Source organism: Kribbella sp. CA-253562, from assembly GCF_050942265.1.
GTDB lineage: Bacteria > Actinomycetota > Actinomycetes > Propionibacteriales > Kribbellaceae > Kribbella.
The window spans coordinates 4,527,821-4,546,824 of record NZ_CP192049.1 but is presented as its reverse complement, the minus strand read 5'-3'; the positions used below and the strand labels follow the sequence as shown (position 1 = coordinate 4,546,824).

Below are 19,004 nucleotides of genomic sequence, written 5' to 3'. Positions count from 1 at the left end.
CCCGGGGCGTTCGGTCGTCTCACCCGACCGGACGCCCCGGGTGTCGCGCTAGGTCGCCGGTGTACCGCGTTCGCCGTACACGGCGGTCACCAGGGCGATCAGCACGGCGGCGAAGAACATGTGGATCAGTACGAGCACCCACGGCAGGCCGGTGAAGTACTGGGTGAAGCCGACGACACCCTGCAGCAGCTCCATCGCCAGCAGCCAGGCGGCCAGCTTGCGCAGTGTGCGGGAGGTCGCGGTGACGCGGGTCGCGATCACCAGCGCGATGGAGACGCCGAGCAGCGCGAACACCACGTCCGCGTGCAACTGGCTGATCAGCTCCTCGTCGAAGCCGTTGCGGCCGGTCTCCGGATCACCCGAGTGCGGGCCGGCGCCGGTGACAAGGGTGCCCAGGGCAACGGTCAGCCAGACCGCCACCACCGAGGCGGTCGCGAGGGCGCGAACCACCGGGGGAGTGTGCGGGTAGGGACTGGTCCGGGACCGGCGCATCATCGAAACGGTCAGCGTGATGATGATCGGCGAGACCAGGAAGTGCGCCGACACGATCCACGGGTTCAGCCCGGTCAGCACGCTGATGCCGCCGATCACGGCCTGCAGCGGAACGCCGAGCGCGGCCGCGGTCGCCAGCCGGCGCAGGTCCGTGCGCTTGGGCCGGTAGCGCATCACGGCCAGCCAGGTGCCGATCGCGACGATCGCGACGATGAAGCCGAGCAGCCGGTTGCCGAACTCGATCGCGCCGTGCATGCCCAGCTCCGGGTGCGGCACGTACGACGAGTCGGTGCACTGCGGCCAGGTCGGGCAGCCGAGGCCCGAGCCGGTCAGCCGGACCAGTCCGCCGGTCACCACGATGCCGATGTTCGCCACGACGGACGCCCAACCCCAACGCCGTACGGTGTCCAGGCTCGGCTCGGGCACCAGGCGCCACAATCCGGTGACGGGCGGCTCGGTGGCGGGGGCCGGGGTCTCGGTGCTCATCACCGGCACACTCTAATCTGCGGCTACCCGCGGGTCGTGACTGGTTCAGTCCCAGCGGAAGGTCCGCGAGACCAGATACCCGAGGACGGCGGCCCAGAGCGTGAGCGAGAGCACAGCGGCCCAGGGGATGACGCCTTCGATGGTGGAGTGGGCGAAGCCGTTCGCGAGGGCCGCGCTCGGCAGGAGCCGGACGATTCCCTGCAGTCCGGCCGGGTACTCGTCGACCGGCGTCATCACCGCGCCGCCGACCAGGAGCAACAGGTAGAGCAGGTTCGCGGCCGCGAGAGTCGCCTCGGCGCGCAGTACGCCGGCCATCAGCAGCCCGAGCGACGCGGACGCCGCCGTACCGCACAGGACCATCAGGACGATGCCGATCACCGCGTCGACGCCGCCGACCGGCTTCCAGCCGAGCGCGAAGCCGGTACCGGTCAGGACGATCAGCTGGACCAGCTGGATGGCCAGCACCGAGCCGATCTTCCCGGCCAGCAGTCCGGTGCGGGACAGCGGTGAGGCGCCGAGGCGCTTGATCACGCCGTACCGGCGCTCGAAGCCGGTGGCGATCGCCAGTGAGGTGAACGACGTGGACAGCACAGCCAGCGCCAGCACCCGCGGTACGGCGAGGTCGATCGCCGGCCCGTCGCCCAGTGGCAGCCGGTCGCCGAGCCCTGTGCCGCCGAGCAGCAGCAGGAGTCCGAGCGGGATCACCAAGGCCAGCAGCAACTGCTCGCCGTTCCGGAGCAGCAGCCGGAACTCCATCTGAGCGTGGGCGAGCACCTTGCGCGGCCACGGCGCGGAGCCGGGGCGGGGGGCGTACGTGGTCACAAGCCGTCCCCGCTCGGATCAGGATGCACCACAAAGGTCATGGGGCCTCCCGCCCTGGACTGAGGAGTGTAGGGAGCGAAGCGACCGAAGCGACGAGGGAAGGGCGGGAGAGACAGCCCCATGACCCGCCGAGCCGGAGGCGAGGCCGAAAGCACTGTCCTGCTCACTTGGTCTCCCGTGCAGGCGGCGCGGTCAACGCCAGATACACGTCTTCGAGGGTTTTGGTGCCGTGGTCGGTCAACGCGTCGGGGCTGCCGGAGGCGATCAACTTGCCGGCCGACAGCACGTGCACCTGGTCGGACAACTGCTCGGCCTCGTCCATCGCATGGGTGGTCAGCACGACGGTGACGCCGTCCTCGCGCAGGTCGCGGATCAGTTGCCAGATCTCCCGGCGGCCGTGCGGGTCGAGCCCGGTGGTCGGCTCGTCCAGGAACGCGATCTCCGGCCGGCCGACGATCGCGAGCGCCAGCGACAGCCGCTGCTTCTGCCCGCCCGACAGCCGCCGGTACGGCGTTTTGCCGCAGGTGCCGAGGTCGAGCCGCTCCACCAGCGCCGGCAGATCGAGCGGATGGGCGTGCAGCGACGCGACGTACCGGAGCATCTCCAGGGCGCGGACGCCGGACCAGGCGCCGCCCTCCTGCAGCATCACGCCGATCCGCGGCATCAGTTCGTCGTGGTCCGCGATCGGGTCCAGCCCGAGCACCCGGACCGCTCCGGAATCCGGACGCCGGAAGCCCTCGCATGTTTCCACCGTGGTCGTCTTGCCGGCGCCGTTGGGGCCGAGCACGGACGTCACAGTTCCGCCCGTTACGGTGAGAGTGAGGCCGTCCACAGCGGTCTTCTCGCCGTACCGGACGACTAGGTTGTCGATCTCCACCGCGACTGGCACGTGTGCAGTGTAGGAAACGCGCCGACGTGACGCTGCTCACGGTCGCCCTCGAACTGAGGCGGAACGGCGTGAACCGGTTAGGGCAGCCTTATTTGAAGGCCCCCCGGAATTACGCGACACTGATGTTGTGAAAACTCCCGCGCCCACCCCGTCCCGGGGAACCGGTCTGCCTGGCGGCAGCTCGCAGGCGCGCGACGAGTCCACCCGGGACCGGGTCGCCCGCTCGATCCTGACCAACGGGCCGTCCAGCGCCGCGGTGCTGGCCGAGCGGCTCGAGCTGACCCCGGCGGCGGTCCGCCGGCACCTCGACCACCTGCTGGCCGAGGGGCTGGTCGAGTCCCGCGAGGAGCGGGTCTACGGACCGCGCGGACGGGGCCGTCCGGCCAAGGTGTTCGTGCTGACCGACTCCGGCCGGCACGCCTTCCACCAGGCCTACGACGACCTGGCCACGACCGCGCTGCGGTTCATCGCCGAGGCCGGCGGTGACCAGGCGGTCACCGAGTTCGCCCGGCGGCGGGTCGCCGAGGTCGAGGAGCGCTACCGCGATCTCCTGGACGCGGCTCCCGAGGGCGAGAAGGCCCAGGTCCTGGCCCAGGCGCTGAGTGGCGACGGGTACGCCGCCTCCACCCAGCAGGCCGGTGCCGGCGCCCAGCTGTGCCAGCACCACTGCCCGGTCGCGCACGTGGCCGAGCAGTTCCCCCAGTTGTGCGAGGCCGAGACCGAGGTGTTCTCCCGGTTGCTCGGCAAGCACGTTCAAAGACTGGCCACCATCGCCCACGGCGACGGTGTCTGTACGACGCACATCCCCGGCTCCCACCCAGTGACCGAGCCGGCTTCTCCTGTATCCGACGGCGAATCTGCGAGGACTGCACGATGACGCAAACCGCTCACCCCGAACTGGAAGGCCTCGGCAACTACCAGTACGGCTGGGCCGACTCCGACGCCGCCGGCGCGGTCGCCAAGCGCGGCCTCAGCGCCGACGTGGTGCGGGGCATCTCCGCCCTCAAGAACGAGCCGGAGTGGATGCTCGACCTGCGGCTGAAGGGCCTGAAGCTCTTCGACCGCAAGCCGATGCCGTCGTGGGGTGCCGACCTGTCCGGGATCGACTTCGACAACATCAAGTACTTCGTCCGGTCGACCGAGAAGCAGGCGACCAGCTGGGAAGAGCTGCCCGAGGACATCAAGAACACCTACGACAAGCTCGGCATCCCCGAGGCGGAGAAGCAGCGCCTCGTGGCCGGCGTCGCCGCGCAGTACGAGTCCGAGGTCGTCTACCACCAGATCCGCGAGGACCTGGAGGAGCAGGGTGTCATCTTCGTCGACACCGACACCGGCCTGAAGGAGTACCCGGAGCTGTTCCAGGAGTACTTCGGCTCGGTCATCCCGGTCGGTGACAACAAGTTCGCCGCGCTGAACACGGCCGTGTGGTCCGGCGGCTCGTTCATCTACGTGCCCAAGGGCGTCAAGGTGGACATCCCGCTGCAGGCCTACTTCCGGATCAACACCGAGAACATGGGCCAGTTCGAGCGGACGCTGATCATCGTCGACGAGGACGCCTACGTGCACTACGTCGAGGGCTGCACCGCGCCGATCTACAAGTCGGACTCGCTGCACTCCGCGGTGGTCGAGATCATCGTGAAGAAGGGCGCCCGCTGCCGCTACACGACGATCCAGAACTGGTCGAACAACGTCTACAACCTGGTCACCAAGCGCGCCACGTGCGAAGAGGGCGCGACGATGGAGTGGATCGACGGCAACATCGGCTCCAAGGTGACGATGAAGTACCCGGCGGTCTACCTGATGGGCGAGCACGCCAAGGGCGAGACGCTGTCGATCGCGTTCGCCGGCGAGGGCCAGCACCAGGACGCCGGCTCCAAGATGGTGCACAACGCGCCGCACACGTCGAGCTCGATCATCTCCAAGTCCGTGGCCCGCGGTGGCGGTCGGACGTCGTACCGGGGTCTGGTCGAGGTCGCGCCGGGCGCGCACCACAGCAAGTCCACGGTGCGCTGCGACGCGCTGCTGGTCGACACGATCAGCCGCTCCGACACCTACCCCTACGTCGACGTCCGCGAGGACGACGTCGCGATGGGGCACGAGGCGACCGTGTCCAAGGTCAGTGACGACCAGCTCTTCTACCTGATGAGCCGGGGCATGGCCGAGGACGAGGCGATGGCGATGATCGTCCGCGGCTTCATCGAGCCGATCGCCCGCGAGCTCCCGATGGAGTACGCGCTGGAACTGAACCGACTGATCGAGCTGCAGATGGAAGGGGCCGTCGGCTGATGACCGCCACCGAAACCCTGGTTGCGACCGGCAACCAGGGCCACTCCCACGGACCGGGATCGCCGGTCCCGTTGCAGGCCCGGAGCGAGCGGACCACGTCGTACGACGTGGCCGACTTCCCGGTGCCGAACGGTCGCGAGGAGGAGTGGCGCTTCACGCCGGTGAAGGCCCTCAAGGACCTGTTCGCCGACGAGGCCGGCACCGAGACCCCGAAGCTCGAGGCCACCGGCCCCGACGGCGTCGTGGTCGAGACGATCGCGGCCGACGCGGTCAAGGCGCTCACCCCGCAGGACCGGATCGCCGCTGTCGCGTGGACCCACGCCGGCCAGGCGCTGGCCGTGCGGATCCCGGTCGAGGCCGAGCTGACCGAGCCCGTGCACGTGAACGTCGCGAGCCTGGGCGGCCGCGGCTTCGGTCACCTGGTGATCGAGGCGGGCCGGCACAGCCGCGCCACCGTGGTGATCGACCACACCGGCACCGGCGAGTACGCCGGGAACGTCGAGATCGTCGTCGGTGACGGCGCCGAGCTGCGGGTCGTGTCGATCCAGCAGGGCGACCACGAGTCGATCCACGTCGGTCAGCACGACGCCGTGATCGGTCGCGACGCCAAGCTCAACCACGTCGCGGTCACGCTCGGCGGCAAGATCGTCCGGCTGTCCACCAACGTCCGGTACGCCGGTCCCGGCGGCGACGCCGAGCTGCTCGGCGTCTACTTCGCCGAATCCGGTCAGCACCACGAGAACCGGCTGTTCGTCGACCACGAGGCCGTCAACTGCAAGAGCAACGTGCTCTACAAGGGCGCGCTGGCCGGTGACCACGCCCGCTCGGTGTGGATCGGCGACGTGCTGATCCGGGCCGCGGCCGAGGGCACCAACACCTTCGAGCTGAACCGGAACCTGGTGCTCACCGACGGCGCCCGCGCCGACTCGGTGCCGAACCTGGAGATCGAGACCGGCGAGATCGAGGGCGCCGGGCACGCCTCGGCGACCGGCCGGTTCGACGACGAGCAGCTGTTCTACCTGCAGGCCCGCGGCATTCCCGAGGACGAGGCGCGCCGCCTGGTGGTGTCGGGATTCTTCAACGACATCATCGGCCGGATCGGCGTTCCCGAGGTGGTCGAGCACCTGCACGCGGTGATCGAGCAGAAGCTGGCCCGCACGGCCGAGCTGAGCCCGGCGGCCAAGGCCTGAGCATGAGTGACAGTTTCGAACGCGCGTGCGCGCTGGCCGACCTCCCCGACGAGGGAGTGCTGGCGACCGAGGTCGGCGGGGTCGAGGTGGCCGTCGTGAAGAGCGAGGGCCAGGTCTTCGCCGTCCGCGACGAGTGCTCGCACGCGCAGATCCAGCTGTCCGAGGGCGACGTCGGCAACTGCGAGATCGAGTGCTGGCTGCACGGCTCGCGGTTCGACCTGCGCACGGGTGAGCCGACCAGCCTGCCCGCGTACGACCCGGTGCCGGTCTACCCGGTCCGGCTGGAAGGCGACGACGTGCTGGTCGACGTCAAGAACCCCCTGAACCAAGCTTCCTAACGCAGACGGAGATAGAAGAACCCCCATGGCGACACTCGAGATCCGCGACCTGCACGTGTCGGTCGACACCGAGAACGGCCCGAAGGAGATCCTGCGCGGCGTCGACCTGACCATCGCCGGTGGTCAGACGCACGCCATCATGGGTCCCAACGGCTCCGGCAAGTCCACGCTGGCGTACTCGATCGCCGGCCACCCCAAGTACACCGTCACCAGCGGTTCGGTCACGCTGGACGGCGAGGACGTGCTGGCGATGGCCGTCGACGAGCGCGCCCGGGCCGGCCTGTTCCTGGCCATGCAGTACCCGGTCGAGGTCCCCGGCGTGTCGGTGTCGAACTTCCTGCGCACCGCCAAGACCGCGATCGACGGTGAGGCGCCGAAGCTGCGCACCTGGGTCAAGGACGTCAACAAGGCGCTGGCCGACCTGGACATGGACGCCGACTTCGGTCAGCGCAACGTCAACGAGGGCTTCTCCGGTGGTGAGAAGAAGCGCCACGAGATCGTCCAGCTGGAACTGCTGAACCCGAAGATCGCGATCCTCGACGAGACCGACTCCGGCCTCGACATCGACGCGCTGAAGATCGTCTCCACCGGCGTCAACCGGTTCGCCGAGGCCGGCGACAAGGGTGTGCTGCTGATCACCCACTACACCCGGATCCTGCGCTACATCAAGCCGGACTTCGTGCACGTGTTCGTCGACGGCCGGGTCGCCGAAGAGGGCGGGCCGGAGCTGGCCGACGAGCTCGAGGCGAACGGCTACGAGCGGTTCCTGAAGACAGGCGCCAAGGCATGACGGGCGCCCGGACCTTCAGCAGTCCGCTGGACCTGCAGTCGGTCCGGGCGGACTTCCCGATCCTGTCCCGCGAGCTCGCGGGCGGTTTCCCGCTGGTCTACCTGGACTCGGCCAACTCCTCGCAGAAGCCCCTGCAGGTGGTCAAGGCGCTGGAGGAGCACTACCTCCAGCACAACGCGAACGTCGCGCGCGCCATGCACCAGCTCGGTGCCGAGGCGACGGCGGCGTACGAGGGTGGCCGGGACAAGGTCGCCGCGTTCATCGGCGCGGCCAACCGCGACGAGATCGTCTTCACCAAGAACGCCTCCGAGGCGCTCAACCTGGCCGCGCACACGCTCGGCGCGGGCCTGAAGCCCGGGGACGAGGTGGTGATCTCCGAGATGGAGCACCACAGCAACATCGTCCCGTGGCAGTTGGCCTGCGAGCGGACCGGCGCGACGCTGAAGTGGTTCGGCGTCACCGACGAGGGCCGCCTCGATCTGAGCGACGTCGAGCAGCTGATCACCGAGCGGACCAAGGTCGTCTCGCTGACCTGGGTGTCGAACGCGCTCGGCACGATCAACCCGATCACCGAGATCGCCGCCAAGGCCCACGCGGTCGGCGCGGTGATGGTGGTCGACGCCTCGCAGGCCGTGCCGCAGTTCCCGGTCGATGTCTCGACGCTGGGCGCCGATCTGCTGGTCTTCACCGGCCACAAGGTGGTCGGCCCGACCGGCATCGGCGTGCTCTGGGGCCGCTACGACCTGCTCGCCTCGCTGCCGCCGTTCCTCGGGGGCGGCGAGATGATCGAGGTCGTCCGGATGACCGGGTCGACCTACGCGCCGCCGCCGGCCCGGTTCGAGGCCGGGACGCCGCCGATCGCGCAGGCGGTCGGGCTCGGTGCCGCCCTGGACTACCTGGCCGGGATCGGGATGGACAAGATCGCGGCTCACGAGCAGGCGATCACGGCGTACGCGCTGGAAGGCCTGCAGACCGTGCCGGGGCTGAAGATCCTCGGGCCGACCGAGCCGGTCGACCGCGGTGGCGCGATCAGCTTCGAGCTGGACGGCGTGCACCCGCACGACGTCTCGACCGTGCTGGACACCCGGGGCATCGCGGTCCGGGCCGGGCACCACTGCGCGCGGCCGGTGCACGAGCGGTTCGGAATGCAATCGTCCACCAGGGCGTCTTTCTACCTGTACACGACACCCGAGGAGGTCGACGCGCTCGTCGACGGCCTCGGTTTCGTCCGGTCATTCTTCAAGGTGGACTGATCATGCAGCTCGACAGCCTGTACCAGGAGATCATCCTGGATCACTACCGCAGCCCGCACCACGCGGGCCTGGCGGAGCCGTACGACGTGGAGGTGCACCACGTGAACCCGTCCTGCGGGGACGAGGTCACCCTCCGGGTCGAGCTCGACGGCGAGACCGTCGCGGGTGTCACGCACCAGTCCGTGGGCTGCTCGATCAGCCAGGCGGCGACCTCGGTGATGAGCGACCTGGTGATCGGCAAGCCGGTCTCCGAGGGCATGGCGACCTACGAGAAGTTCCTGGAACTGATGCAGGGCCGGGGGAATGTCGAACCGGACGAAGAGGTTTTGGAAGACGGCGTCGCCTTCGCGGGTGTCGCGCAGTTCCCGGCCCGGGTGAAGTGTGCGCTGCTGGGCTGGTCGGCCTGGCGCGACGCCACCGCGCAAGCGCTGGCGAAATCAGAGGGAGTGAGCAATGCCTGACCAGACCGAAGACAAGATCGAGCTGCCCGAGGTCGACCTCGAGGCGGCCGCGAAGCCGGCTGGTGGCAGTGTCGCCGTCGAGGACGTGACCGAGGCGCTCAAGGACGTCGTCGACCCCGAGCTCGGCATCAACGTCGTGGACCTCGGCCTGATCTACGGCGTGACCGTCGACGACACCACCACGGCGATCATCGACATGACGCTGACGTCGGCGGCCTGCCCGCTGACCGACGTGATCGAGGACCAGACCCGGATGGCGCTGGACGGCCTGGTCAACGACTTCCGGATCAACTGGGTCTGGATGCCGCCGTGGGGTCCGGAGAAGATCACCGACGACGGCCGCGACCAGCTCCGCGCGCTCGGCTTCAACGTCTGAGCTGCCAGTACTGCGCCAGCCCGGGTCAGGTGGCCCGGGCTTTCGCATGCCTGGATGCGTTAGCGTCAGCCGGGTGACTCGTATCGTGTCGGTGGCTCCGGAACGGCTCGACCGGTGGTTGACCGGGTTCGGCGAGCGGCACGGCGGTACGTCGTACGAGGTGGGCGCGGAGCGGGTCGTCGTGTCGGCGGAGGACGGGGCGATCGCCGAGGTCGTCGTGCCGTTCGGGCCGCTGACCGACCTCACGCGCGAAGGACTGGTCGCGCACGTGCTGAAGGACCGGCGGCTCGGGTTGTTGCTGGTCCGACGTGGCGGGTACGGCGCGGGGGTCTTCGTCGGCGGCAAGCTGACCGACTCCAAGGTCGGGTCGCGGCACGTGCAGGGCACGACGAAGGCCGGCGGGTGGTCGCAGCAGCGGTTCGCCCGGCGGCGCGACAACCAGGCGCGCGAGGCGTTCGCGGCGGCGACCGAGGTGGCGGTCCGGATCCTCGCGCCGGCCCGGCTGGACGTGCTGGTGACCGGCGGAGACCGCAAGGCGATCGACACCGTGCTCGAGGATCCCCGGCTGAAGGACCTGCGCGAGCTCGTCCGGCCGCCGTTCCTCGGGGTGGCTGATCCGAAGCAGAAGGTGCTCGAGCAAGCCGGTGCCGACGCCCGGGCGATCCGGATCGAGCTGACCGATCCGGAGTGAGCCGGCCTACTGCTCGCCGTACAGGGCGCGGAAGTCCGACAGCGTGTCGCGGTAGAACTCGTAGTCCTCGGTCAGCTTCGCGCGGGTGAACAGCTCCCGGTCCTGTGCGTGCATGCGCAGCCCGAGCTCGGTCCAGAAGCCTTCGCCGGGCACCTCGTCGGCGCCGTCGGGCAGGAACTTCAGCGCCTCGGCCATCGCGTCCCGGGCGAACTCCCAGTTCAGCTCGACCGCCTGCCGGTCCTGGCCGGGCTGACCGGTGTACTCGAAGTCGGCGTCGAGGGCCCGCCGCGCCCAGACCGACGCCAGCTGCACCCACGCGCCCGCGTCGAGCAGCAACGAGTTACCCAGACCGAACCGCGCCTCGGCCAGTCGCGACGCCTCCTCGGTCCGGTACAGCACCTGGACCTCGCCGACCGCCGATCGGACCGTCCAGCCGTCCGGCCCCTCGGTCCGGGTCGTCTCGGGCGTCTCGGTCACGGGTGGCGCGTCGTCGGCGGTGGCCAGCACGCTGAGGTAGACCTCGGCCTCGGCCAAGGTCCTGGCGGTCAGCATCAGAGAAACTCCCGGTGGTCAGCTGTTGTCGTTGCCGTAGCTGTCGCGGACGACGAGCAGTCGGTCGATCCGAAACCTACCGGGTTCGGCGTCGCGTACCGCGCGCCCCTGGTCGGTCCAGAAGGCGTCGTCCGGTACGGCGTCGGCGTCCGGCGGCACGAACTTGATCACTTCCTCGACCGCCGCCCGGGCGATCGCCATCACCGTCCTGGCCTGCTCGTCGCCGGCCGGCGCGTCGACCGGCACCGACGCGGCCGCGGAGTCGGCGACCGTCATCCACTGGCCGGCGTCGAGCAGCTCGGACGGTTCGGGTCCGCCGAAGTTCGGGAACGGCCGCAGCGGCGCCTCCCGCTCGGGCAGACCGAACCGGTACTCCCGTTCGGCGCCGCAGCCGGGGCAGACGCCGGCGTAGCTGATCACCAGCTCGCCGTCCTCGTCGGCCAGTCCGTGTTCCCATGGCGTCTCGATCGAGCCGCAGTCCGGGCACGGGTGCAGCTCCAGGAACAACAGCGTCTCGTCGTTCGTCCGTGCGATCGCGTACTTCGGGTCGTGGTCGCTCACTGCACTCCCATTCCACTGCCGCCCTTGCCCCGGGCCATCGCCACGTGCCGGGCGGCGTGGGCCTTGGCGCCCTGCGCCCGCTCGGGTTCGCTGCGCGGGCCCGATCTGCTGTGCTCGAGCCCGGTCAGCGCCGAGGCCGGTACGCCGTGCTGCTCGAGGGCCTTGACCACGGCTCCGCTGAACCGCTCGCCCATGCCCTTGGCGTCGTACAGCTGACGGAGATCGACCTTGCCCTGGGCCAGCATCGCCAGCGAAGGGTGCAGGGTGGCGAACGCCGCGCCGTAACCGTTGTCGTCCTTGCCGATCATCGTGCCGTTCGGCAGCGCACGGTAGACCTGCCGCGTGCCGTCCTGCTGCTTCATCGTGACGACGACCTCGACCTTCTCGCGGCGCGCCCTGGCGAGCGCCTCGACCAGCGGCCGGTACGGCTCGACCGACCGCGAGCCGTCGGGACCGGTGACGACCTCGCTGGCGGTGACCCGGCGGACCGGGACGCGCTTGGCCAGCTTGGCGAGCTCGTCGGGGTTCCAGTTCTGCAGGGGCGCCTGACCGGCCTCGACCCGCGCCTGCATCGCCTCGAACTCGTGCCGGAACAGGCTCAGCGTCACCACACCGGTCGCGGCGTTCTCGAAGGTCGCCTCCCGCACGGTTCTGGTCCGGTGGTCGCGGGTCGTGCGCTGCTGCCGGGCGTCGACGTGGAAGGTGACCAGCAGCTGCACAGTGATCAGCTCACCGGACTCGTTGGAGTTGGTCTCGTCCCGTACGCCGGTCGTGTCGGTGCTCTTCTCCTTCGCCTGGTCCCCGAACGACGCACCGGCCTTCAGCCCGGTGGCCGGGTCACTGGTCCCGACGGACTGGCTGGTGGGAGCGAGTCTGGTGCTCTCCTGGGTGGTGTTCACGGCGACCTGGGCTCGGTGGGCCTCGCCCAGCTGGGCGTGCTCCGAGCTGTCGGCAACGAGCTGCAGACCGGAGAGCTCGGCGCGAAGCCGCAGTTGGACGAGGCGCGACCCGTGGCCGGGAACCGGGAGACCCGGCGTCCACGGGCTCCCGGTGCCGTCGGAACGCTCGAAGGCGATCCGGCGGGCGCTGCCGTTCAGCTCGTCGCGCAGGAAGCCCTTGTGCAGCTGGACTCCGGCCTGGGTCAGCCAGCGGCGGCTGCTCAGCTCGCGGGTCACCCTGGTGACGAGCGCGTCGTCGTAGTCCGGGTCGTCGAGCGTCTCCTGCTCGTCGGGCAGCTGACCGAACTCGTCGTGCAGCTGGATGCCGCGCAGGAACTTCTGGGTGGGCAGCACGACCGGGCGGTGGTCGGCGAACTCCGGAGGCGGCAGCGGCACCTGGTTGACGTCCGACGCCGGGACGAGCAGGGTCAGCCGGCCGGTCGCCTCCCGGCGCGTCGGGGCCGGTCGCTGCTCCTCGTCGCGGAGCCGGTCGGCGGACTGGCGCAGCACGCCCTTGGTCTGGGCACCGGCGCCGGGCGTCTGTTCGACCTCGATCACCAGCCGGAAGTCGTGTTCGACCCGCTTGGTCTTGGACCACAGCGCGCGACTGAGATGGGTGTCCTGGTCGACGACCTGGACGGACTCCGCGGTGCTCAGCTCGGTGCTCAGTCCGGCCGATCCGACGTCGCCGTCGGTGAGACCGCCACCGAGGTCAGCGCCGTATCCGGTGCCGCGGGTGATCCCGCGGCCGGCTTCGATGTAGTCGTAGCCCTGCAGGATGATCAGCGCGTTCTCGGTCGGCTCGCTACCTTCGGCCTCCGGTGCCCCCTGCGAGGCGTCCGGGGACTCGTCGATCGTGATCGGGCCGGTACGGACCATCCGGATCCGGATCCGCAGGTTGCCGGGCGCGGTCGTGCCCGGCTCCTCGCCGCCGAACGGGAACTCGAGATTGAGACCGGTCGGGTCCTTCAGTTTCTCGGCGTGCCCGCGCCACCGGATCCCGGCCAGCTGACTGCGGATCGCCGCGCCGACGGCCGGGTCGCCGATCGCGTCCGGCACCGCCTCGGCGACCGCCGCCTGCACCTCGCGCTCCATCGTCGTGACGTTGCCTTCGGCATCGAGGAACAGATCGCGGTCGATCAGCCCGGCGCCCATCGTGGTCCGGTAGTGGTCCGGCAGTTGCGCCTCGGCGCGCTTCTCGGCGACCTTCGCCGCCTGGACGGCGACCTGTTCGAACTCCTCCCGCTCCGACCGTGGCGGCGGCAGCTTCGTCGTCCGCCGCAGCAACGTCTTCAGCTTCTCGTCGGTGTGCGTGCCCGCGAGCCCGGTGGTGACGCCCTGCTTCTCGTGCCGGTACCGGCGGATCAGACCCGCCGCGGTCCGCCGGTCGAGGCTGAGATTGCCGTCCGCCAGCCGCTCGACCGCGTCGGACACCTTCTCCAGCGGCAGGTCCAGCTGGTTGGCGCCGTACATCTCCAGCGCGTCCCGCTCCGGAATCGTGAGCACCACCGTGCTGTTGTCGAGCCGCACCGTCTTCGGTGTGGCCAGGCCGCCCGCTTTCACCCTGGCCTCCAGCGCCAGGTCACCGACGAACTGGTAGTGCTGCCCGTCCTTGATGTTCAGCCGCTCGACGCCACGGATCGCGAGCTGGCTGCTCGAGCTCGCCACGTTGCCCGACCGGTTCACGCCGGCCGAGGCGTTCCAGCCGTCGCCGGCCGGGTCGACCGTGCCGCTGCCGCCGCCGATACCGGCGGTGTTCCCGGTCGAGCTGCCGGTGGTGGACCCGGCGCTGTCCAGGGTCAGGTTGATGTCGCCGATGATCGGGTGCCCGCTGCCGACGTAGCGGAGGTTCTCGATCCGGGTGGCCAGCGAGATGCTGCCGCGGCGCGGGGTGAGACCGCGCTGTGCGATCGTCTGCGTCGCGTCCGACGGCGGCGGGCTGACCGCGAAGCCGGTCTGGTGCTCGGTGGTCAGCGACTCCGGGTGCGCGTTGAGGTTGCGGACGTTGACGAAGCCGGCCAGGTGGTGCAGCGCGGCGGAGTCGCTGCGCGCGACCGCCGGCAACGCGGCCGACAGGCGGGCCGCGATGTCGCCGGCGCCCAGGTGGTGCCAGGTCGCCGACTGCAGCAGCTGCGGGTCGACCGCGCCCTCGATCCCCACGCACTGCGCCTCGCCGCGGTCGCAGAACTCGCTGTCGATCGACAGCTTCGCGCTGCCCTCCACCTCGACGATCGGCTCGGAGTCGCGGTCGGCGAAAACCTCGGTGACGGTCAGCGTGTGCGAGATCCGGAAGTCGGCGAGCGCCGCGGTGCTCTCGGTCAGCGACACGCCGTTGACCGTCGTACCGGTGACCCAGGAGAAGAACCGGCCGAGTGCGGCCCGCCCGTACGACGGCCCGCCGTCCGGCGTACTGCCGGCCTGGCTTTCGAGGGGCTTGTTGCTGATGCCGAGCCGGGCCAGCCAAGGCAGTCCCTTGGACCGGCTGCGAGAGCGGCTCGTGGTGTTCGACCCGATGTGCAGGTTGGTCGCGGTTTGCGAGCGGTTCAGGCCGAGTCGCTTGTAGTTCTTGAAGTCCTGCCGCATCGCGACCCGGTAGGTGCGCTCCTGCGGCGGATGCCCGGTCCGGTGCTGGGTCAGCGCGAACACGAAGCCGCCCTGACACGCCTGGTCGTAACCGGTCTCCAGCCGGTGCCGCGACAGCTGCTGCGCGACCCGCTCGAGGTTGGCGAGCTGGCTGGCCACCAGCGCCGGGTCCTTGCCGGCCAGGTCGCTCATGATCGGGCGGAACTTCTTGTCGAGCATCGGCACCATGCCCTCGTCGCTGAGGTGCCGCACGAAGGCCTGGTACGCCGGAGTCGCGCCGCGCAGCTTCTGCACCAGCGCGGGACCGGCGCCGCGGATCTGCCCCTCGCCGTCGCCCATCCAGACCGGGAGCTTCAGCGATTCGTCGGGCTGGGCGCAGCCGCGGGTGAGTACGCCGCCGTCCGCGCTGAGCTGCGGCTTTCCGTTCTCGTCGAGCACCAGCGCGGCCTTCGGCACCGGGAGGTCGTAGTCGAGCGCTTCGTTCTCGGGCAGCCGCAGAACCGCGTCGCCGTCGTTGCCGACCGCGAACGACTCGTTCTTGTCGAGGCGGTGGAAGGTGAGCCTGTGCTCCAGCCGGACCTTGACGCCGATCGTCTGCTCGGTGCGCTGGACGCTCGGGTGGATGGCCACGTCGCTGACGTTGAGGCTGTCGCCGCGGGACACGTTCCGGCCGCCGCGCACGGTCGGCCCGAGGTCCGTCGTGCCGGAGCCGACGTCGGACAGCGCGGTGCCGGGGTAGCCGAGCGTGGCCGCAGCGGAGGTCGACGTACCGAAGGACTGGCCGCCGGAGGCGCCGGAGAAGCCGGCCCGGATCCGCTCGATCTTGTGCTCGGGGGAGCTGTCGCTGAGCAGTTCCGCGGTGTCCCGGACGACGACCGTCTCCAGCTGCGCGTACGCGACCGCGCGGCCGCCGTTGTAGATGATCCGGCCGAAGCCGCCCGGTTGGGTCGTTTCGGTGAGCGCCGCGGGGGCGTCCTCGACACACAGCGCGCGGACCTGGTCGTGGGCGGTCCGGTCGAGCTTGCCGATCCGCGCCTGCAGCCCAGCGATGCCCTTGTCGGCCAGGTCGTCCATGCCGTCGACTCTGGAGGCGACGTGCTCAGGCAGCTCGTCGACGGGTTGCACGTCGAGGTCTCCGAGCGCGTTCACGTCCGCCAGCCGGACCGTGTCCTGGGGCGGTGGGACCGTGTAGGTGTGGCTGATGCCCACCACCAGCTGGGTGGCGTCCTGCGGGTCACCGGAGTCGACGACGTTCTCCTGCGACCAGGGCTCGCCGACGCCGCCGCGGACCTGCCAGCGCCACTGCGGCGCGTCGGCGGCGTACCGGAGGATCTCGCCGTTGAGGACCTCGACCGCGCCGGACAGGCCGTTCTCCTGCGCGCCGCCGGTGACCGAGTGGCTCTGGCCCACCGCGTACTCGAAGCCGGGGGTGACGACCTCCGCGACGGCCTTCAGCGCGCTGGAGTCGGGGAACGCCGCCGTGAGCGTCTTGAGGCTGGCGCCCCCGTTGTAGCTGAGCGACTCGACCGTCGTCGTCGCGATGCTGAAACCGCCCTGGCGCAGCTGGGCCAGGGCGCCCTCGTCGAAGGTCAGCGGCGACGACTGGACCTCGCGCAGCTCACCGGGGCTCAGCTGGAGCTTGAACTGGATCAGCTCGTTGGAGTCCGCTCGGGGGTTGTTGCCGACCGTGAGCAGTACGCCGTTCGGTGAGAGCACCCGGCGGGTCGCCGACCGGAGTCGCCGGTGCAGCACCTCCGGGGTGTACCGGAACGGGCTTTGGCGGCGCGCGAGCTCCTCGTTGAGCTCGCGGGTCAGCTTGGTCAGGTGCGGGAACCGGCCAGAGGTGATCGCCGTGTGCTGGACGTCCTGCGACGGCAGAGTCGCCGCCACAGCGGCGCGGTACGCCGAGACCTGCTCGGTCGCCGCCTGGGCCAACTGCTGGATCTCCGGGCCGGGCGGCGCGCCGCTGGCCTCCAGCTCCTCGAGCTTCTCGAGCAGCGCCGCGTACGCCTGACCTGCCTCGCGAGCTTTGGTGGCCGCGGTGTCGCAGGCCGCGGCGAGTGTGAGGTGCCGACCGGCCTTCGCGGTCGCCGATCGCGCGGTGTCCCGGAGCTTGCCGCCACGATGACCAGCTGCCGAGTCCTTGCGGCCCTCCTCGATCTCCGCCTTGGCCAGCCCGTCGGTCGCCGCCTTCGTCGCGGTCTCGGCCGTCGTACGGTGGTGTTCCGCGCGGGTTTCCTGTCCATCCGCGGCCTTCTCCAGCCCAGCGATCTGCTTGACCACTAGCTCGCGCAGCTGTCCAGTCCCGCTGACCTCGGGCGGCGTCGGCGCTGTCCGAGCCGGTACGACGACGTGCAGAGTGCGGGCCGAGTCGGGCAGGGCAGGAGCGGGCTGGCCGGTGCGCTCGATCGCCCTGGCCAGAGTCTCCAGGTCGCTGCGCAGTGCGGCCAGTTTGGCGGGGTCTGGCGTTGGCCGAAGCTGCTCCTCTCGCCAGTTGCGACTGACCAGGCGGAACTGGTCGTACTGCGCCGCCGCCTGCCGCTCGCGGCCCTGGAGCCGGGGGAACCGGGCCCGCAGCCGGCCGACCAGGCTGGTCGGCGTCGTGGTGCGGGAGTGGACCTCGCGAAGCGCCTCGCCCACCTGGCTGGTCCAGACGCGGGGGAGCTGGTCGGCCGGCACGCCACTGGCGATCCGGACCACGTGCGGGTCGTCCAGACTGCCCGCGCGGACGGTGGTCTGCGCGACCAGGCCGCGCGGAGGTTCCTCGTCGACCACCCGGAAGTACTGCTTGCCGTGCTCGGCAGTGGGGACCAGACCGAGCTGAGGGCGGCTGACGACCTCGATCGGCGCGGTGATCTCGCCGGGCAGGTCGGCGGGCTGGACCAGCGTGAGCGCGGCGAGCGCTTCGCTGGGCGTCAGCTTCGGCTCGGACTCCGGGCGTCCGGTCGGGGTGAGCCCGCCGACGGCCGGCGTACTGGCTGTGCGGGGCGCTCCGGCGCGGCGGTGTCGTGCGGCGACCTGTCGGCGATGCCGGCCGCTGCCGGTGCGCGGCCGGACAACGGCCGGGGGAGTGCCGGGCCGACCGAGCAGCTCGGCCTCACGACGGATCGCAGACGACGCCCTGGCGGTGTCGGCGAGCAGGGGAGCGCGCTCAGCGGCTCGCTCCGCCGCCAGTCGGCGTACCGCGGCGTCGGTGGTCAGCTGGTTGGTCTCCAGCACATTCCGCAGGACGGTCTGGGCCTGGTCGCGCACGTCCTCCGACACGTCGGGCAGATCGAGCAGCTGGTCCAGGGCGACCGTGGCTCCGTCCACCGGCGACGACCCGCCGCGGGTGTGGTCGACTTCGGCACCCAATGCGGCCACGGCCTCGACCAGCAGTCGCTGGTCGGTGACGTCCTCGCGCGCGGCCACCGCGGCCAGCCGCGTGTCGAGCCGAGCCATCGCTGACTGCTCCAGCAGCTCACCCGCGTCGCTGAGCCGGACCCTGCCGTCGTCGAGCGCGACCGCCTCAGGCGTCACCACTCCGAGCGCCACACCCAACGCCGCGCGGGCGCGCTCCGCGGGCGTGAACCGCTGATGACCGGCAGGCGAGGTGACTTCCGGTGCCTCGGTCATCGCTGGTCGCCCCCGATCCTCAGCAGCTCATGGTGACGTGACTGTGACCGCAAAGTAACCGTTGGGGTTCCACCGGGCAACCGACTAACGATCTCGATCCGAATACGGTGGGCGATTGACATCCGCCGGCCACTTTTGTTGCCCGGCGCATCAACCTTGCTGTGCCAGGCTGGGCCGGTGAGCACTGTTCTGTCGCCTTCGCAGTGGACTGTCGCCGAAGCCCGCAGCCTGACCTCCCGACTCCGGCACACCGCCGTCGCCGGCCCCGAGTACGACGCGCTGGAGCTGTTCGGGGCGCTGACCGACTACCTCGACGAGCTGTACGGCGGCGCCGGCTTCGACCGGTTGCTGCCCGAACCGGAGCGCACGGCCCTGGCCGGCCGGATCCGGGCGGCGCGCGGGCACGGCGTACCGATGGATCTTTCAACTACAGAGGGCGAATCGCGGCTCGACCAGCCGGTCAACGCCGCCGTGACGCTGGCCGAGGGACGCGTGCTGGCCGCCGAACTGGCCGCGCAGTCCGACTGGCAGGGCGAACTCGGCCGCTGCCTGCAGGCGTTGTACACCTACCTGGACCAGCTGTACGGCGGGCCCGGTGCCTTCACCGAGTTGCTGACGCCGGACGAGGTGACCGAGGTCGCCGCGGGGTAACAGCCTCGGCTCGGCGTGGACCTGGCGGCG

16 protein-coding genes are annotated in these 19,004 nt (G+C 70.5%); 10 read left to right on the top strand and 6 right to left on the bottom strand.

Going from position 1 to position 19,004, the window contains the following annotated elements; all coding sequences use genetic code 11:
* Positions 1 to 48: 48 nt before the first annotated feature.
* The 3 genes from ACQPXM_RS21475 to ACQPXM_RS21465 form a co-directional block, all read right to left on the bottom strand.
* Positions 49 to 978 (bottom strand): COX15/CtaA family protein, encoded by a 930-nt coding sequence (locus ACQPXM_RS21475; protein WP_432935744.1) that lies wholly within the window; start codon positions 976 to 978, stop codon positions 49 to 51.
* A 45-nt stretch (positions 979 to 1,023) separates the two neighbouring features.
* Positions 1,024 to 1,800, bottom strand: a complete 777-nt coding sequence (locus tag ACQPXM_RS21470; protein WP_432935741.1) for an ABC transporter permease — start codon at positions 1,798 to 1,800, stop codon at positions 1,024 to 1,026.
* A 163-nt stretch (positions 1,801 to 1,963) separates the two neighbouring features.
* On the bottom strand, positions 1,964 to 2,689 hold the full coding sequence (locus ACQPXM_RS21465; RefSeq protein WP_432935738.1) for an ABC transporter ATP-binding protein: 726 nt from the start codon (positions 2,687 to 2,689) through the stop codon (positions 1,964 to 1,966).
* Positions 2,690 to 2,855: 166 nt separating this feature from the next.
* On the opposite strand from ACQPXM_RS21465, the gene ACQPXM_RS21460 reads away from it, so the two are divergent.
* The 9 genes from ACQPXM_RS21460 to ACQPXM_RS21420 all read left to right on the top strand — a co-directional run bounded on the left by ACQPXM_RS21460 (position 2,856) and on the right by ACQPXM_RS21420 (position 10,074).
* The gene (locus ACQPXM_RS21460) at positions 2,856 to 3,566 is read left to right on the top strand and encodes a helix-turn-helix transcriptional regulator (protein WP_432951065.1); all 711 of its coding nucleotides are present in this window, start codon (positions 2,856 to 2,858) and stop codon (positions 3,564 to 3,566) included.
* The gene (gene sufB / locus ACQPXM_RS21455; RefSeq protein WP_432935735.1) at positions 3,563 to 4,975 is read left to right on the top strand and encodes a Fe-S cluster assembly protein SufB; all 1,413 of its coding nucleotides are present in this window, start codon (positions 3,563 to 3,565) and stop codon (positions 4,973 to 4,975) included. Before ACQPXM_RS21460 ends, sufB begins: the two co-directional genes overlap by 4 nt.
* Positions 4,975 to 6,165: a Fe-S cluster assembly protein SufD gene (gene sufD / locus ACQPXM_RS21450; protein WP_432935732.1), complete on the top strand. Its 1,191-nt coding sequence runs from the start codon at positions 4,975 to 4,977 to the stop codon at positions 6,163 to 6,165. The genes sufB and sufD overlap by 1 nt, the downstream gene beginning before the upstream one ends.
* Before the next feature lie 2 nt (positions 6,166 to 6,167).
* Positions 6,168 to 6,503 carry a non-heme iron oxygenase ferredoxin subunit gene (locus ACQPXM_RS21445; RefSeq protein WP_432935729.1) on the top strand — a complete coding sequence of 112 codons (336 nt, stop codon included), beginning with the start codon at positions 6,168 to 6,170 and terminating at the stop codon, positions 6,501 to 6,503.
* A 25-nt stretch (positions 6,504 to 6,528) separates the two neighbouring features.
* A complete protein-coding gene (gene sufC / locus ACQPXM_RS21440) occupies positions 6,529 to 7,293 on the top strand; it encodes a Fe-S cluster assembly ATPase SufC (RefSeq protein ID WP_432935726.1) in 765 nt (254 codons plus the stop codon).
* Positions 7,290 to 8,546 (top strand): cysteine desulfurase, encoded by a 1,257-nt coding sequence (locus ACQPXM_RS21435; RefSeq protein ID WP_432935724.1) that lies wholly within the window; start codon positions 7,290 to 7,292, stop codon positions 8,544 to 8,546. Before sufC ends, ACQPXM_RS21435 begins: the two co-directional genes overlap by 4 nt.
* A 2-nt stretch (positions 8,547 to 8,548) precedes the next feature.
* Positions 8,549 to 9,007 carry a Fe-S cluster assembly sulfur transfer protein SufU gene (sufU, locus tag ACQPXM_RS21430; protein WP_077013956.1) on the top strand — a complete coding sequence of 153 codons (459 nt, stop codon included), beginning with the start codon at positions 8,549 to 8,551 and terminating at the stop codon, positions 9,005 to 9,007.
* Positions 9,000 to 9,383, top strand: coding sequence for a metal-sulfur cluster assembly factor (locus ACQPXM_RS21425; protein ID WP_432935720.1), 384 nt, complete (start codon positions 9,000 to 9,002; stop codon positions 9,381 to 9,383). The genes sufU and ACQPXM_RS21425 overlap by 8 nt, the downstream gene beginning before the upstream one ends.
* A gap of 73 nt (positions 9,384 to 9,456) precedes the next feature.
* Entirely contained in the window at positions 9,457 to 10,074 is a 618-nt protein-coding gene (locus ACQPXM_RS21420; RefSeq protein WP_432935717.1) for an acVLRF1 family peptidyl-tRNA hydrolase, read from the top strand.
* Positions 10,075 to 10,080: 6 nt separating this feature from the next.
* Here the strand turns inward: ACQPXM_RS21420 and ACQPXM_RS21415 are convergent, their stop codons facing one another.
* The 3 genes from ACQPXM_RS21415 to ACQPXM_RS21405 are packed head-to-tail and all read right to left on the bottom strand — an operon-like array spanning position 10,081 to position 18,323.
* Positions 10,081 to 10,626: a hypothetical protein gene (locus ACQPXM_RS21415; RefSeq protein WP_432935714.1), complete on the bottom strand. Its 546-nt coding sequence runs from the start codon at positions 10,624 to 10,626 to the stop codon at positions 10,081 to 10,083.
* Positions 10,627 to 10,644: 18 nt separating this feature from the next.
* Positions 10,645 to 11,187 (bottom strand): hypothetical protein, encoded by a 543-nt coding sequence (locus ACQPXM_RS21410; protein WP_432935711.1) that lies wholly within the window; start codon positions 11,185 to 11,187, stop codon positions 10,645 to 10,647.
* Positions 11,184 to 18,323, bottom strand: a complete 7,140-nt coding sequence (locus tag ACQPXM_RS21405; protein WP_432935709.1) for a hypothetical protein — start codon at positions 18,321 to 18,323, stop codon at positions 11,184 to 11,186. The genes ACQPXM_RS21410 and ACQPXM_RS21405 overlap by 4 nt, the downstream gene beginning before the upstream one ends.
* A 177-nt stretch (positions 18,324 to 18,500) precedes the next feature.
* On the opposite strand from ACQPXM_RS21405, the gene ACQPXM_RS21400 reads away from it, so the two are divergent.
* Positions 18,501 to 18,974, top strand: a complete 474-nt coding sequence (locus tag ACQPXM_RS21400; protein ID WP_432935707.1) for a hypothetical protein — start codon at positions 18,501 to 18,503, stop codon at positions 18,972 to 18,974.
* Positions 18,975 to 19,004: the final 30 nt, after the last annotated feature.

Bases quoted from the DNA above. Each gene is read 5' to 3' on its own strand.
- sufD (WP_432935732.1), top strand. From the start codon at position 4,975: ATGACCGCCACCGAAACCCTGGTTGCGACCGGCAACCAGGGCCACTCC.
- ACQPXM_RS21405 (WP_432935709.1), bottom strand. From the start codon at position 18,323: ATGACCGAGGCACCGGAAGTCACCTCGCCTGCCGGTCATCAGCGGTTC.
- ACQPXM_RS21445 (WP_432935729.1), top strand. From the start codon at position 6,168: ATGAGTGACAGTTTCGAACGCGCGTGCGCGCTGGCCGACCTCCCCGAC.
- sufB (WP_432935735.1), top strand. From the start codon at position 3,563: ATGACGCAAACCGCTCACCCCGAACTGGAAGGCCTCGGCAACTACCAG.
- sufC (WP_432935726.1), top strand. From the start codon at position 6,529: ATGGCGACACTCGAGATCCGCGACCTGCACGTGTCGGTCGACACCGAG.
- sufU (WP_077013956.1), top strand. From the start codon at position 8,549: ATGCAGCTCGACAGCCTGTACCAGGAGATCATCCTGGATCACTACCGC.
- ACQPXM_RS21425 (WP_432935720.1), top strand. From the start codon at position 9,000: ATGCCTGACCAGACCGAAGACAAGATCGAGCTGCCCGAGGTCGACCTC.
- ACQPXM_RS21415 (WP_432935714.1), bottom strand. From the start codon at position 10,626: ATGCTGACCGCCAGGACCTTGGCCGAGGCCGAGGTCTACCTCAGCGTG.
- ACQPXM_RS21475 (WP_432935744.1), bottom strand. From the start codon at position 978: ATGAGCACCGAGACCCCGGCCCCCGCCACCGAGCCGCCCGTCACCGGA.
- ACQPXM_RS21435 (WP_432935724.1), top strand. From the start codon at position 7,290: ATGACGGGCGCCCGGACCTTCAGCAGTCCGCTGGACCTGCAGTCGGTC.